At 68.7% G+C, this 12,859-nt stretch carries 15 protein-coding genes and 1 tRNA gene; 8 read left to right on the top strand and 8 right to left on the bottom strand.

Annotation, left to right across the window (positions count from 1 at the left end; all coding sequences use genetic code 11):
• Positions 1-10 precede the first annotated feature (10 nt).
• Both AC3ANJ_RS15115 and AC3ANJ_RS15120 read right to left on the bottom strand, forming a co-directional pair.
• Positions 11-86, bottom strand: a tRNA-Met gene (locus AC3ANJ_RS15115).
• 69 nt (positions 87-155) lie between these two features.
• A complete protein-coding gene (locus AC3ANJ_RS15120; RefSeq protein ID WP_488316994.1) occupies positions 156-1,163 on the bottom strand; it encodes a helix-turn-helix transcriptional regulator in 1,008 nt (335 codons plus the stop codon).
• Positions 1,164-1,225: 62 nt separating this feature from the next.
• Between AC3ANJ_RS15120 and AC3ANJ_RS15125 the strand changes: the two genes are divergently transcribed.
• The 3 genes from AC3ANJ_RS15125 to AC3ANJ_RS15135 all read left to right on the top strand — a co-directional run bounded on the left by AC3ANJ_RS15125 (position 1,226) and on the right by AC3ANJ_RS15135 (position 3,376).
• Positions 1,226-2,266, top strand: coding sequence for an ATP-binding cassette domain-containing protein (locus tag AC3ANJ_RS15125; protein ID WP_488316995.1), 1,041 nt, complete (start codon positions 1,226-1,228; stop codon positions 2,264-2,266).
• Positions 2,263-3,042 carry an ABC transporter permease gene (locus AC3ANJ_RS15130; RefSeq protein WP_488316996.1) on the top strand — a complete coding sequence of 260 codons (780 nt, stop codon included), beginning with the start codon at positions 2,263-2,265 and terminating at the stop codon, positions 3,040-3,042. The genes AC3ANJ_RS15125 and AC3ANJ_RS15130 overlap by 4 nt, the downstream gene beginning before the upstream one ends.
• A 61-nt stretch (positions 3,043-3,103) precedes the next feature.
• On the top strand, positions 3,104-3,376 hold the full coding sequence (locus AC3ANJ_RS15135) for a DUF4229 domain-containing protein (RefSeq protein ID WP_488316997.1): 273 nt from the start codon (positions 3,104-3,106) through the stop codon (positions 3,374-3,376).
• A gap of 27 nt (positions 3,377-3,403) precedes the next feature.
• On the opposite strand, the gene AC3ANJ_RS15140 is transcribed toward AC3ANJ_RS15135, so the two are convergent.
• Genes AC3ANJ_RS15140 through AC3ANJ_RS15155 form a run of 4 tightly spaced genes read right to left on the bottom strand, consistent with a single transcriptional unit; the run spans position 3,404 to position 5,726 of the window.
• The gene (locus AC3ANJ_RS15140) at positions 3,404-4,357 is read right to left on the bottom strand and encodes a 1,4-dihydroxy-2-naphthoate polyprenyltransferase (protein ID WP_488316998.1); all 954 of its coding nucleotides are present in this window, start codon (positions 4,355-4,357) and stop codon (positions 3,404-3,406) included.
• A 46-nt stretch (positions 4,358-4,403) separates the two neighbouring features.
• Positions 4,404-5,048: a dihydrofolate reductase family protein gene (locus AC3ANJ_RS15145; RefSeq protein ID WP_488316999.1), complete on the bottom strand. Its 645-nt coding sequence runs from the start codon at positions 5,046-5,048 to the stop codon at positions 4,404-4,406.
• Positions 5,049-5,059: 11 nt separating this feature from the next.
• Positions 5,060-5,350, bottom strand: a complete 291-nt coding sequence (locus tag AC3ANJ_RS15150; protein WP_406249134.1) for a DUF4287 domain-containing protein — start codon at positions 5,348-5,350, stop codon at positions 5,060-5,062.
• Between the two features lie 13 nt (positions 5,351-5,363).
• Entirely contained in the window at positions 5,364-5,726 is a 363-nt protein-coding gene (locus AC3ANJ_RS15155) for a cupin domain-containing protein (RefSeq protein WP_406249133.1), read from the bottom strand.
• 45 nt (positions 5,727-5,771) lie between these two features.
• Here AC3ANJ_RS15155 and AC3ANJ_RS15160 point away from each other — a divergent pair, with 45 nt between their 5' ends.
• Complete coding sequence (locus AC3ANJ_RS15160; RefSeq protein WP_488317000.1) at positions 5,772-6,797, top strand: ArsR/SmtB family transcription factor; 1,026 nt, start codon at positions 5,772-5,774, stop codon at positions 6,795-6,797.
• 4 nt (positions 6,798-6,801) lie between these two features.
• On the opposite strand, the gene AC3ANJ_RS15165 is transcribed toward AC3ANJ_RS15160, so the two are convergent.
• Entirely contained in the window at positions 6,802-7,251 is a 450-nt protein-coding gene (locus tag AC3ANJ_RS15165; RefSeq protein ID WP_406250485.1) for an Lrp/AsnC family transcriptional regulator, read from the bottom strand.
• Between the two features lie 72 nt (positions 7,252-7,323).
• On the opposite strand from AC3ANJ_RS15165, the gene AC3ANJ_RS15170 reads away from it, so the two are divergent.
• Together AC3ANJ_RS15170 and AC3ANJ_RS15175 are read left to right on the top strand one after the other, a co-directional pair.
• On the top strand, positions 7,324-8,751 hold the full coding sequence (locus AC3ANJ_RS15170) for a DUF6421 family protein (protein WP_488317001.1): 1,428 nt from the start codon (positions 7,324-7,326) through the stop codon (positions 8,749-8,751).
• A 142-nt stretch (positions 8,752-8,893) separates the two neighbouring features.
• Entirely contained in the window at positions 8,894-9,532 is a 639-nt protein-coding gene (locus AC3ANJ_RS15175; protein WP_488317002.1) for an SDR family oxidoreductase, read from the top strand.
• Between the two features lie 13 nt (positions 9,533-9,545).
• Here the strand turns inward: AC3ANJ_RS15175 and AC3ANJ_RS15180 are convergent, their stop codons facing one another.
• A complete protein-coding gene (locus AC3ANJ_RS15180; RefSeq protein WP_488317003.1) occupies positions 9,546-11,000 on the bottom strand; it encodes an MFS transporter in 1,455 nt (484 codons plus the stop codon).
• Positions 11,001-11,048: 48 nt separating this feature from the next.
• Here AC3ANJ_RS15180 and AC3ANJ_RS15185 point away from each other — a divergent pair, with 48 nt between their 5' ends.
• Positions 11,049-12,116, top strand: coding sequence for a threonine aldolase family protein (locus AC3ANJ_RS15185; protein WP_488317004.1), 1,068 nt, complete (start codon positions 11,049-11,051; stop codon positions 12,114-12,116).
• Entirely contained in the window at positions 12,113-12,853 is a 741-nt protein-coding gene (locus tag AC3ANJ_RS15190; RefSeq protein WP_488317005.1) for a tyrosine-protein phosphatase, read from the top strand. The genes AC3ANJ_RS15185 and AC3ANJ_RS15190 overlap by 4 nt, the downstream gene beginning before the upstream one ends.
• The last annotated feature ends 6 nt before the right edge of the window (positions 12,854-12,859 follow it).

Raw genomic sequence — 12,859 nt, forward strand, 5'->3', positions numbered from 1 at the left:
CCGAACGGAGTGGACGCGACGGCGGGAGTCGAACCCGCAGCGCTTCCAGGTATGAGCTGGAGCCCGGGACCGCCCGGATCGCCGCGATGTCTTGCAACGCAATCGACGTTACCTGCCCGTGATCTTCCTGGCCAGGACTGCAAGCTGGGATAACACTATGAGTCAGCGGATGACGCGGGATGACGCGGCACCGGCGGCTCGGCGTCCAGAGCCTTCAGCACCCGGGTGAGCGACTCGCGCAGCTCGGAACGACCGGGCTCAGGGAAATCCGTGACGTAGTCGACCCCGGCCGGAATGTAGAGCATCCCGTACAGCGCCTCTCGCCAGTCGCCGCCCCCGATCGGCCAGCGCGTGCGGCCGCCGGTCTCGGCGGTGGCGCCCTGCGCCCAGACGCCGAAGTACTCCTGCATCTGCTCGATCGGCAGCTCCATGACCACGTCGGCCTCGATCTTCTGCGGCGACCACGAGGTCGCGATCAGGATGCGCTCGGCGACCTCCTCCTCGGTGATCTCCCGTCGTGAGAACAGCACGCGGGTGTGCTCGATGTCGTCGATGCGGTCGACGCGGAACGTCCGCCAGTCATCGCGATCGAGATCCCAGCACAGCAGGTACCACCTGCGTCCGGCCGGCGACAGCACGTGCGGCTCGACCCGGCGGATGCTCTGAGCCCCCTGCCCGTCGGTGTAGCGCAGCCGCACGCGCTCGCTGTCGCGAGCGGCGAGGGCGAGCTCCCCCAGCACCACCGGCGACACGGAGGGACCCTCCCCGATGCGCGCGGGCTGAACCGCGCCGGCGAGCGCGTTCACTCGTCGGCGCAGTGCAGACGGAAGCACCTGCTCGAGCTTCGCGAGTGCCGTGAGCGTCACCTCGGCGCCGCCGACGAGCTGCTGCGTCGCCGCGACCCGCAGTCCGATCGCCATCGTGACCGCTTCGTCGTCGGTGAGCAGCAGCGGGGGGACCGCGCTGCCCGCTTCGAGGCGGTACCCGCCCGCCGCGCCCGGTGCGGACTCGACCCGGTAACCCAGCTCGCGCAGTCGATCGACGTCGCGGCGCACGGTCCGCTCGGTGACCTCGAGGCGGCGCGCGAGTTCGGCGCCGGACCAGTGGCGATGCGTCTGCAGCAGGTTCAGCAGCGCGAGGGCGCGGGAGGTGGTGTCGGTCATATCGTCAAGATTGCCAGATCATGCGGACAGGATCTGTCCGCATGGTTTTCTACGCTCGAGTCATGACTGACGAACACATCATCGAGACCGAGGGCCTCACCAAGGTCTTCACCGTCAAGAAGGCCGAGGTTGCGGCTGTCACCGACCTCACCTTCGCAGCGACCCGGGGCGAACTCGTCGCCTTCCTCGGGCCCAACGGAGCGGGGAAATCGACCAGCCTCCGCATGCTCACGACCCTCATCCCGCCCACCTCCGGCACGGCACGCGTGGTCGGACACGATATCCGGGCGGATGCCGCTGGTGTGCGAGCCCGGATCGGCTACGTCGGCCAGCTCACGAGCGGCAGCTTCGCCCAGCGCGTGCGCGACGAGCTGCTCAGTCAGGGCGCCTTCTACGGGATGACGCGGCGCGACAGCATCCGACGAGCGGACGAGCTGATCGAATCGCTCGACCTGGGCGGGTTCGCGACCCGTACCGTCCAGCAGCTCAGCGGCGGGCAGAAGCGCCGGCTCGACATCGCGCTCGGGCTCATGCACGCTCCTCCCCTGCTCTTCCTCGACGAGCCGTCCACCGGCCTCGACCCGCAGAGCCGGGCGAACCTGTGGGAGCACATCCTCCAGCTGCGTCGCCAGCACGGCACGACCGTGTTCCTGACCACGCACTATCTCGAGGAGGCGGACCGCTACGCCGAGCGGGTCATGGTCATGGATCGCGGCCGTATCATCGCCGACGATCACGCCGATGCTCTCAAGGCGACGCTCGCGGGCGACGTGCTGACGTTCGGGTTCGCGGACGCCTCGCAGGCGTCCGCAGCGCACCCGATCGTCGCGAAACTCACCCCACGCGAGGTCACCCGCGAAGGGACATCCCTCTCGCTCGCGGTCCCGGACGGCGACCGTTTGCTTCCCGTGATCGTGCGCGAGCTGGATGCCGCGGGGATCGCCGTCAGTCGCGCCACGGGCGTCCCGCCCACACTCGACGACGTGTTCCTCGCGCTCACCGGGCGAACGCTGCGCGAAGCGGGCGAGGGAGACGCTGCCACGGCCGAAGATGCCGACACCGAATCCGCGGTCACCACCACCCAGACGGGAGTCCTCTCATGACCACCACCGACACGCTCGTCCACGCGAACCTGCTGCGCGACACCCGCAACGTGCTCGTCCGCGAACTGCGCCCGACGCTGCGCGACCCGTTCACTCTGATCTTCAGCCTGCTGCAGCCGCTGGTGTTCCTCGGGCTGTTCGCGCCGCTGCTGATCGGCTCTTCCGGACAGCCCGCCGGTGAGACGCTGCAGTGGTTCGTCCCCGGCGTCCTCGTGATGATCGTGCTGTTCGGCACCGGAGCGACCGGATCCAACCTGCAGTACGAGATGATGACCGGCTCGCACGAGCGCACGCTGGTCGCACCGCTCGGACGCTCGTCGCTGCTCATCGGACGCGCCCTGAAGGAGGTCGCGCCGATCGTGGTGCAGGCCCTCATCATCGTGCTCATCGCGCTGCCGTTCGGATTCACCATCAACCCGCTCGGACTGCTCGCCGGCCTCGCGCTGCTCGCGGTCTTCGGCGTCGGGCTCGGTTCGCTCTCCTACGCGCTCGCCCTCGGGACGAAGAACCGCGAATGGCTGTTCTGGGGTGTCCAGCAGTCGCTGATCTTCCCGCTGCTGATCCTGTCCGGCATGCTGCTGCCGTTGGACGAAGGCCCCGGCTGGATGCGCGCCGTCGCCGCGGTGAATCCCGTCAACTGGGTGGTTCAGGCCGAGAGGGCGCTGTTCGCCGGCGACTTCGGCGACACGGCCGTCGCATGGGGCTGGCTGTCCGGCGCCGCAGTCGCCGTCGTCGGGCTGATCGTCGGCATCCGCGCCATCCGTCGCAGCAGCTGATACCTCCTGTGCGGCATCCGACCTCCGGATGCCGCACAGGCGCGCCGCTTAGACTCGACGGGTGAAGATCCCGCCGCTCCTCGTGTACTCCGTGCTGCGCCTGCTGGCGTTCGTCGTCCCGCTCGCGATCATGTGGCTGTTCTTCCCGATCCTGCGGGAGTACTGGTGGCTCACCGCGATCTTCGCCGCGCTGATCGGCATGAGCATCTCGTTCCTGTTCCTGCGCAAGCCCCTGTCGGACGCCTCGTCCGACATCCACCAGCGCCGCTCCGGCCAGAACCGGACGAGCACGGCCGCAGAGGATGCCGCGGCAGAGGACGCCGCCACCGACTGAGCCTCGGGGCGACCGGCAGGCCAGGCGTCAGCCGACGAACGCCCAGTACAGCGCTCCCGCGTAGAGCAGCGCCGTGAGCGAGGTGAGCCCCAGCGCGATCACGAGTTCGCTCGCCTTGCGATAGCTCCACACGATGGCCAGCGCAGGCAGGCCCGCCAGCAGTGCGAGCAGAGCCAGCCACGCGATCGGGTACAGCAGGGCGATGAAGCTCGAGATCAGGAACGGCACGATCAGGAACAGCGTGTACAGCACCTGCGTCGCCCGCCGGCCGATCAGCACGGTCAGCGTGCGCTTGCCGACGGCCCGGTCCTGATCGATGTCGCGCAGGTTGTTCGCCAGCAGCACGGCGCACGCGAACAGTCCGGCCGCGATCGCGCCGAGCCAGGCCTCCTGCGGGAGGGCGAAGGCCTGCACCCATGTCGTTCCGAGGGTGGCGACGAGGCCGAAGAACACGAAGACGAAGACCTCGCCGAGCCCGAAGTACCCGTACGGGCGCTTGCCTCCGGTGTAGAACCACGCCGCGATGATGCTCACGGCGCCGACCGCCAGCATCCACCACTGCTGCGTGCGGATGACGATCGCGAGGCCTGAGACCGCGGCGAGCACGAAGAAGACGAGCGCGACGATGAGCACGTTCTTCGCCGGAACCCGACCGGATGCCGTGAGGCGAGCGGGCCCGACGCGATGCGCGTCCGTGCCGCGGATGCCGTCCGAGTAGTCGTTCGCGAAGTTCACGCCGATCTGCAGCAGGACCGCGACCGCGAGGCACGCGAGTGCGATGACCCAGTGCAGGCGCGGGTCGACGATCTGTGCGGCGCCGGTGCCGATGACGACAGGGGCGACCGCGAGCGGCAGGGTGCGCAGGCGCGCGGCGCCGACCCAGTCGCCGAACGTGACCGGCGGCGCCTCGACGATGGGCCGTCGGGCCGGGTTGCCGCTGGTACGGGGGCGCTTCTTGGAAGATCGCTTGCTGGATGCCACGGGGGAATCATAGTGGGCGCGCTGATGGACCCCGTGGCAGCCGGCGTCAGCGCCGCTGGAACGTCACGTGCGTCACGCCGCTCTCTGCGACCTCGCTGCTGACGTCGTAGTCGCTCTCGAGTCCACGAAGACCGTCCCAAAGGCGTGTGCCCTGGCCGAGCACGATCGGGACGACGGCGACATGAAGCCGGTCGACGAGCCCGGCGGCGAGGAACTGCCGCACGACGTCGACACCCCCGCCGATGCGCACGTCGGCTTCTCCGGCCGCCTCGGCCGCCCGCCGGAGCACGTCTTCCGGTGCGGCATCCACGAAGTGGAACACCGTGCCGTTGTCGAACGCGATCGACGGCCGCGGAGAGTGGGTGAGCACGAACACCGGGCAGCCGAACGGCGGTTCGTCTCCCCACCAGCCGCGCCATTCGGGGTCGTCGCCGTAGATGTGCAGGCCGAACATGCCCGCACCCATGACCTCGGCGCCGATGCCTTCGAAGTAGGCGGAGGCGTACTTCTCCTCCACGCCGGTCGTGCCGGCGCCAGACGAGTCGCCGAACACGCGCTGCTGCATCGTGCGGGTCGCCGTGTAGGCCGCGACGAGGTGCATCCAGTCCTTCCCGATCGGGTCCTCTGGGGTCTGGTCGGCGGTGGCCGCGAAGCCGTCGAGGGAGATGTTGAGATCGACGCGTACAGTCATGTCCGGCCCTTTCAGAGGTTCGGGTTGGTGTCTTTGCCGTCGAGCCACAGCGTGTCCGTGGCGTCGGCATGAGCGCCGTCGGTTCCGACGTGCTTGCTGCTGATCTGCGGCCCCTTCGTGATCACGTGCACGAGCGCCATGCCGTAGCCGCGGGAGAGGTCGTAGTCGGCCTTGAGCCATTCGAGGATCGGCGTCGCCTTGGTGTCGGCGCCGAACCCCTTCTGCGTCGCGAGTTCGACGAACTGGCGCGGGGTGAGGCCGGTCTTCGTCTCGATGTTGTCGAGGTACGCCTGGAAGGACATGCGGGTCTCCTGTTCAGTCCTCGTCGAGGAACGTCTGGATCATGATGGCGGATGCGTGGATGCAGAGGATGCGCAGCACGCCGGTGCCGGCGTTCACGAATCCGTGCGGCACGTACGGCGCGACGGTCGCCGTATCTCCGGCGACCGCGTCGAAGCTCTCGCCTGCACGGGTGATGCGGGCGGTGCCCTCGAGCACCACCCAGGTCTCGGAGTACGGATGCCAGTGCAGTCCCGGCCCCTCGCCGGGCTGGTTCTCGACGTAGAAGTACGACACGTCGGCGCCGTGCTCCTGCCCGACGAACTTGCGGCTGCGGCCACTGCCCATGCGGATATCCGCTGCGGCGACGACCCCTTCGGGAAGCGTTGTGCTGTTCATGGCTCCAGTCTCGACACTGCGCGGACGGCGTCCTAGAGTTTCGATGTGGATCGAAACACCCGTCCGGTCGAAGGCGTCGAGCACCCGGACCATCGCGTCGAGTTCCAGCTGAGCCCCGGCGACATCCAGGCCGTGCGCTTCGGCATCTCCCCCGGACACGAACTCGCTCACGCCGTTCGGGTGCTGCTGCGTCCGGCGCAGCATCCGCTGCAGTGGGGCTGGTTGCGTTCGGTGCGCGAGCGTCTCCCTCGGGACAGCTTCGCCCTGCTGGCCGCGGTCATCGGCGACGACGGCTACATGCCGGACTTCCTCACGGCCGCCCCGCGCTGGGACATGACTCCGGATGCCGAGGTCGACGCCCTGCGCACGGCAGCGCTCGAGCCGATGCGCCTCGACTTCGGGAAGATGGTGCTGCGCTCGCAGGGCGCCAGACAGCAGGCGCTGCGCGATATGCAGGCGCATCCGATCCGCGCACGGCGCATGATCGCCGACGCCTGGTCGGAGGTCTGGGATGCAGCGCTCGCCCCGGTGTGGCCGCAGCTCGAGCGCATCCTGCGCGCCGACATCGCCACGCGCTCGCGGACGATCGCGGCATCCGGGATCTCCGCCATGGCGGGCGACCTGCACGAGCGCGTCAGCTGGGGCGACGGCGCGGTGCGGGTGCAGCTGCGCAAGCACAGCGAGCAGGTCGACTGCCGCGGCAGCGGGCTCGTCCTCGTGCCCTCGGTGATGTCGTCCTGGGGGTGCATGGTGCTCACCGAACCGCCGGCGCAGCCCACGCTGTTCTATCCGGCGCGCGGCGTCACGGCCGGGTGGGCACGCGATTCCGCCGAGACGGATGCCGCGCTCGGCGCCCTACTGGGGCCGGCGCGCGCCGACATCCTGCTCGCGGCCGGATCCGCCCGCACCACATCGCACGTGGCCAGGGATGCCGGGATCGCCGTCTCGACGGCATCCCACCACCTCGGCATCCTGCGGGATGCCGGACTCATCGCCAGCGAACGCGACGGGAATCGGATGCTGCATCTGCGCACGCCGCTCGGGGAGGCGATGGTGGGCGCGGTGCTCTGAACCGTTACTCGGCCGGGACGATCGGACGGTGCTCGTAGAAGGTCTGCAGGACGACCGTCGTGCGAGTGCTCACGTTGGCCGCCAGCCTGATGTCGCGCACGAGCTCTTCCAGCGCCCGCGGCGTCGGAACGCGCACGAACAGCATGTAGCTCGCCGCGCCGGCGATCGAGTGGCAGGCCTCGATCGCGGTGAGGTGCTCGAGCAGTTCGGGCGCATTGTCCGGCTGAGCCGGATCGAGCGGGGTGATCTCGATGAAGGCGGAGAGCGGCTTGCCGACCTGCTCGGCGTCGATGAGCGCGCGGTAGCCGGTGATGACGCCGCGCGATTCGAGCCGCTTGAGACGCGACTGCACGGCGGACGTCCCCAGCCCCACAGCCTCGGACAGCTGCGCGAGCGTGGCGCGCGCATCGCGGGAGATCTCGGTGATGATCGCGCGGTCGACAGCATCTTCCATACATGGAAGAATATCGGTGATATCCGGTATTCGCCGGAGATATTCCGTCACACCTCAGAATCGGAGGTCCCGATGCCCACTCTTCCTGCTGCCAAGGCCATCATCGGCGAACCCGAGGTCGTCGAGGACGCTTCTCTCGCTGAGACGAGTGCTGCGTGGGCTCAGCTGAAGGATGCGGCGATCGCGATCCGCGAACTGCAGATCAAGGACGGATCGATCCCGGATGCCGCGGATCACCCCGCCGCGGGAGAGCACGTCGCCGCGATCATCGCGGGAATCCGCGCCCTCTCCCCCGCCTTCCCGCACGATGCGGAGTATCTGTGCGCGTCGGTGGCGGACTTCCAGCGCTGGGCGGAATCCGGGTTCGGCGTGCCGGACTTCCTGGATTCCCTCGTCGCGTTCCAGCCGCAGCAGCACCGGGTCGACGGCATCCGTCATCTGGTCGTCTTCCCGATGTACACGCAGAACGGCTCGTCCGACCGGCTCGTCGAGGCGCTGATCGTGCAGGCGATCTGGCCGGAGTTCGTCGCCGAGCTCGAGGCGGGCGAATACGGCAACAAGCTGTTCGTCTCGCTCCGGCTCGTGGATTTCACACCCGGATACGACACGAACTCGGCGGTGCTGTTCCCCGAGACGGTCGCGATGCGCGAGATCCCGCCGTTCACGTGGGGCGCGATCTTCCAGGACCGCGAGGCCGCGCGCTACCGTCGCGTCGTGCGTGCGGCATCCGAGGTCACGAAGCTCGACCTCCCAGCCGAGGCGGCACGGATGCTCGACGATCAGGACCTCACCGAGCAGACGTTCGTGATGTGGGACATCATCCACGACCGCACCCACATGCGCGGCGATCTGCCGTTCGACCCGTTCATGATCAAGCAGCGCATGCCCTTCTTCCTGTACTCGCTGGAGGAGCTGCGGTGCGATCTGACCGCCTTCCGATCGTCGGTCGCGATTCAGGAGCGGCTGGCCGCGCGGGTCGGCTCGGGCGATGAGCTGTCGGATGCCGAGCAGCAGATGCTCGAGCACGCCGCGCTCGTCCAATACGCGGTGATCTTCGACCGGATCTTCCGGTTCGCGATCACCGGCTCGCGCGTGCGCAACTACGACGGTCTCGGCGGGCAGCTGCTGTTCGCCTGGCTGCACCAGCGCGGTGTCCTGCACTGGACCGACACGCAGCTCGCCTTCGACTGGGCCGAGGTTCCGGATGCCGTGATCGCGTTGGGATCTGCGATCGACGACCTGTACTGGCGCTCGATCGACCGCCCGAAGACCGCGCACTGGCTCGCCGCCTACGAACTGGTCAGCTCTGTGCTGACGCCGAACCCGGCATCCGTCTGGGCACGCGGCCTCTCGGACGAGGTGCTCTGCGGTCCGCCCAAGGGATACACAGACGCCGTGCTGGACGACGAGTTCCCCCTGTCGATGTTCTTCGAGGCGCTGGAGAAGAAGATGCGCGACGTGATCGCGTCGACGGCAGGAATCCGCGGGACGGACGACTGAGCGCGCTTGCGGCGATGCACGGATCTCGCAGAACAGCACTGATCTCGCAGGAAATCCGAGAGTTCCTGCGAGAAGGATGCGATTCTGCGAGATACCGGCCGCGCGGCGGAGCGAAGTCGGCACGGAGCGGGAGGAGCAGATCATGAGCGCAGCGGGACGCGTGGTGGTCGTCGCAGGGGCGACGAGCGTGGCGGGCCTGGCGGTGACGCGGGCTCTGGCGGCTGCCGGGGCGCAGGTGATCGCGACCGGACGCTCCGCAGATCGGCTCGCGGCGCTGCGGGATGCCGGTGCGCAGGTCGAGGTGGCCGACGCGACCTCGCTGGAGGCGATGACGGCGCTGGCGGCGAAGATCGGTCCGGTGGACGGCGTGCTCCCTCTGGTCGGCGGATGGCGCGGCGGCGGCGGGCTCGCCGGGCAGAGCGACGAGGACTTCGACGCGCTCCTTCCCGCACTGCAGGCCGTACGCGCGACGAGCCGGGCATTCGATGACGCGCTCCGAGCGTCGGATGCCGGACGCTTCGCGATCGTCTCCTCGACCGCCGTCGCGCGGCCGTTGGCCGGCGGCGCGAACTACGCCGCGGTGAAGGCGGCGAGCGAGGCCTGGGCCCGGGCGGTCGCGAACGGCTTCACGAAGGCGGCGCGGGATGCCGAGGAGCAGCTGCATGCGGCATCCGTCGTCTTCCGGGCGAAGAGCCTGGAACCGGATGCCCTGGCGGCGGCAGTGGTCGGCCTGTGGGATCAGGCTGCCGCGGACCTGAACGACACGGTCATCGAGATCTGAGGTCGCGAGGCACTCAGCGGTCGTGATGCTCGGGGAACTCCGGTGGCATGCCGCGCACGGGCGGCGGTGCGTCAGGGGTGTGTGCGTCGGTGTGCGCCTCTTCGTCTCCTGCGTGTGCGGCCTCCGGTGATTCGGCGTCCGGCCCCACCTCCTGCTCTGGTGCCGCGGCGTACAGCTCGGTGAGCTTGCTGTACGAGCGGGTGAGGAACGCCAGCCCGCCGACGATGACCATGATGATCCCGGCGAACAGGCAGATGAGCGCGATGCCACGGGCATCGCCGTCGCCGAGCAGCCATCCCCACTGCCGCTGCCCGGGTGCGGTCTCCATGTACGGGATGACCCAGAACTCGGCGATCGGTGCGATGAGGAACGCCGTGATCGGTGCTGCCGCGGCCTCCATCGCCGCCGCGACGCCGAATACCCGGCCCTGCCGCTGATACGGGACGACCTTCTGGATCACGGTCTGCTCGGCGGCTTCCGCCGGCGGCACGAGCATCATGTAGAACCACATGCCGACGACGTACAGCGGCCACCACTCCCGCAGCATGAACACGGCTCCGAGCAGCCCCATCGCCATCACGACGAGCAGCAACGTGCGCACCGGGCGCTTGCCGAGGCCGAACTTGGCCACGAGCGCGCCGCCGATGAGGAACCCGGTCGACGCGAACGCCAGTGCGAAGCCCCACGCCTGAGCGCTGAAGAGCGTCAGGCCGTACGGATCCATCAGCGCCATGTAGACGCCGCCGATCAGGTTGTTGAACGTCGAGAAGATGATCAGCGCGAACAGGCCGGGCGCCAACCGGATGGCCCGCACGCTGCCGCGGAAGTCGAGCGCGCTCGAGGCATCCGGATCCGGGTGAGGCTCCTCCTCGGGGATCCGCACGAACAGCAGGTGCGCGAACGTCAACCCCATCGCGACGATGGCGATCACGAGCGTCCACCCCATCCCGAGGAAGCCGATCGACAGTCCGGAGAACACGCTCGTCACCAGGAAGGCGAGCCCCTGGACCGTGCCGACGAGGCCGTTGGCGTTGGCGCGCTTGTCCTCTTCGATGAGCAGCGTCACGGTCGTCGACAGCGCGATGTTGCGCAGCTGCTCGATCACGCCGCCGAACAGGATGACACCCGAGAACAGCCAGAACCACGGTCCGCCCAGGTTCAGCAGCTCGGACTCGGGCTGCCACATGTACAGGACACCGGCGACCCCGAACGCCACCGCCGAGATCACGCTCGACAGCACCATGACGGCGTGCTTGCGATGCCGGTCGACGATCGTGCCGAACACCATCGCGAAGATCGCGACGAACAGCATGTACGCGCCGCCGATGATCCCGGTGGCCAGCACGGACTGCGTCTCGATGTACACCCAGAAGGTCAGCGCGAACCACAGGAAGCTCGTCGTCACGTTCGCGATGAGCGTGTTGACGAGGACGTTCGCGAAGGCGCGTTTCGCAAGGGTGCGGTCCATGGCTCCGAGAGTAATCGTCACCACGGACATCCGACATAGGCTTGTCTGGTGAGCACCCTTCATGACCCCGCGATCCGGGGCTTCGCGTCGGACAACTACTCCGGCATCCACCCCGAGGTTCTGGCGGCCATCGCCGCCGCGAACGACGGGCACCAGGTCGCCTACGGCGAGGACGTCTACACCGAGCGGCTTCAGGAGGTCTTCCGTTCGCACTTCGGTGCGGATGCCGAAGCCTTCCCGGTCTTCAACGGCACGGGCGCCAACGTCACCGGCCTGCAGTCGATGCTTCCGCGCTGGGGTGCGGTGATCTCGGCATCCACCGCCCATATCAACGTCGACGAGGGCGGCGCTCCGGAGCGGATCGGCGGATTCAAGCTGCTGACCGTCCCGACCGATGACGGCAAGCTCACCCCCGAACTCGTGGACCGCGAAGCCTGGGGGTGGGGCGATGAGCATCGCGCCCAGCCGCTCGTCGTGTCGATCACGCAGTCCACCGAGCTCGGCACCCTGTACACGCCTGACGAGATCCGCGCCCTGGCGGACCACGCGCACGAGCGCGGAATGAAGCTGCATCTGGACGGAGCGCGCATCTCGAACGCCGCAGCAGCGCTCGATGCCCCCTTCGCGGCCTTCACGCGGGATGCCGGTGTCGACGTGCTCAGCTTCGGTGGCACCAAGAACGGCGCCATGCTCGGCGAGGCCGTTGTGGTGCTGAACCCCGAGGCCTCGGCCGGACTCCTCTACTCCCGCAAGTTCAACATGCAGCTCTCCTCGAAGATGCGCTTCGTGTCGGCGCAGCTGATCGCGCTGCTCGAGGGCGATCTCTGGCTGCGCAACGCGTCGCACTCGAACGCGATGGCCCAGCGACTGCGCGGCGGAATCGAGGCCGGCCTCGCGGAGGGATCGATCCGCGGCGTGGAGTTCACCCAGCCGACCCAGGCCAACGGTGTCTTCGCGACACTCCCCGACGGCATCGCCGATCGCCTGCGCGAGTCGTTCCGCTTCTACGACTGGGACGCCGCGCGCAACGAGGTGCGCTGGATGTGCAGCTTCGACACCGCCGAGAGCGACGTCGACGCGTTCATCGCCGAGATCGGCCGGCTGACGGCCGCGTGACCGACTGGGACGGCGCGTTCAACCTGCGCGATCTGGGCGGGATGCCGCTGATCGACGGCGGGATGACCGTGCACGGCCGCGTCTACCGATCCGGCAGGCCGGAGACGCTGACGGATGCCGGGTGGGCCGCCCTGCGCTCCGCCGATGTCCGCACGATCATCGATCTGCGCAACGAGCCGGAGCGGGCGCGGCGCGACGCGGATCCTGTGCTGTCCGACGACGCGGCGGCGGGCGTCTCGATCGTGCACGCCCCGACCGAGAACCCGGACGACGCCGAGTTCATGCGCGTCTGCGGCCCGTGGTTGGATCACCCGCTCTCGTACGCCGACAACACGCGCATGTACCCCGAGCGTTTCGCCGCCGTGTTCGCGGCGCTGGCCTCGGCCGAGGGCGGCGCGCTGTTCCATTGCGCCGGCGGACGTGATCGCACCGGCATGGTCGCCGCGATGCTGCTGACGCTCGCCGAGGTCGAGCGCGAAGCGATCCTGCTCGACTATGCCGCGGGGTTCCGTGAGGCCAGCCGACGGCATTCGCGCGATCTGCCCGCAATGCCGAACCCCAGCAAGGGCGGCTACGTCGAACCGAAGTTCAGCGACGACGAGATCGAGGAGCGCATCGCCGATCGGGTCGCCTCCCTCGACGCCTGGCTGTCCGGTCTGGACGTGCGCGCCTACCTGCAGGATGCCGGCATGACGGCATCCGATATCGACGCGCTCGCGCGACGACTCCGGGACTGACCCTCC

The organism is Microbacterium sp. STRO-1N (assembly GCF_057748015.1).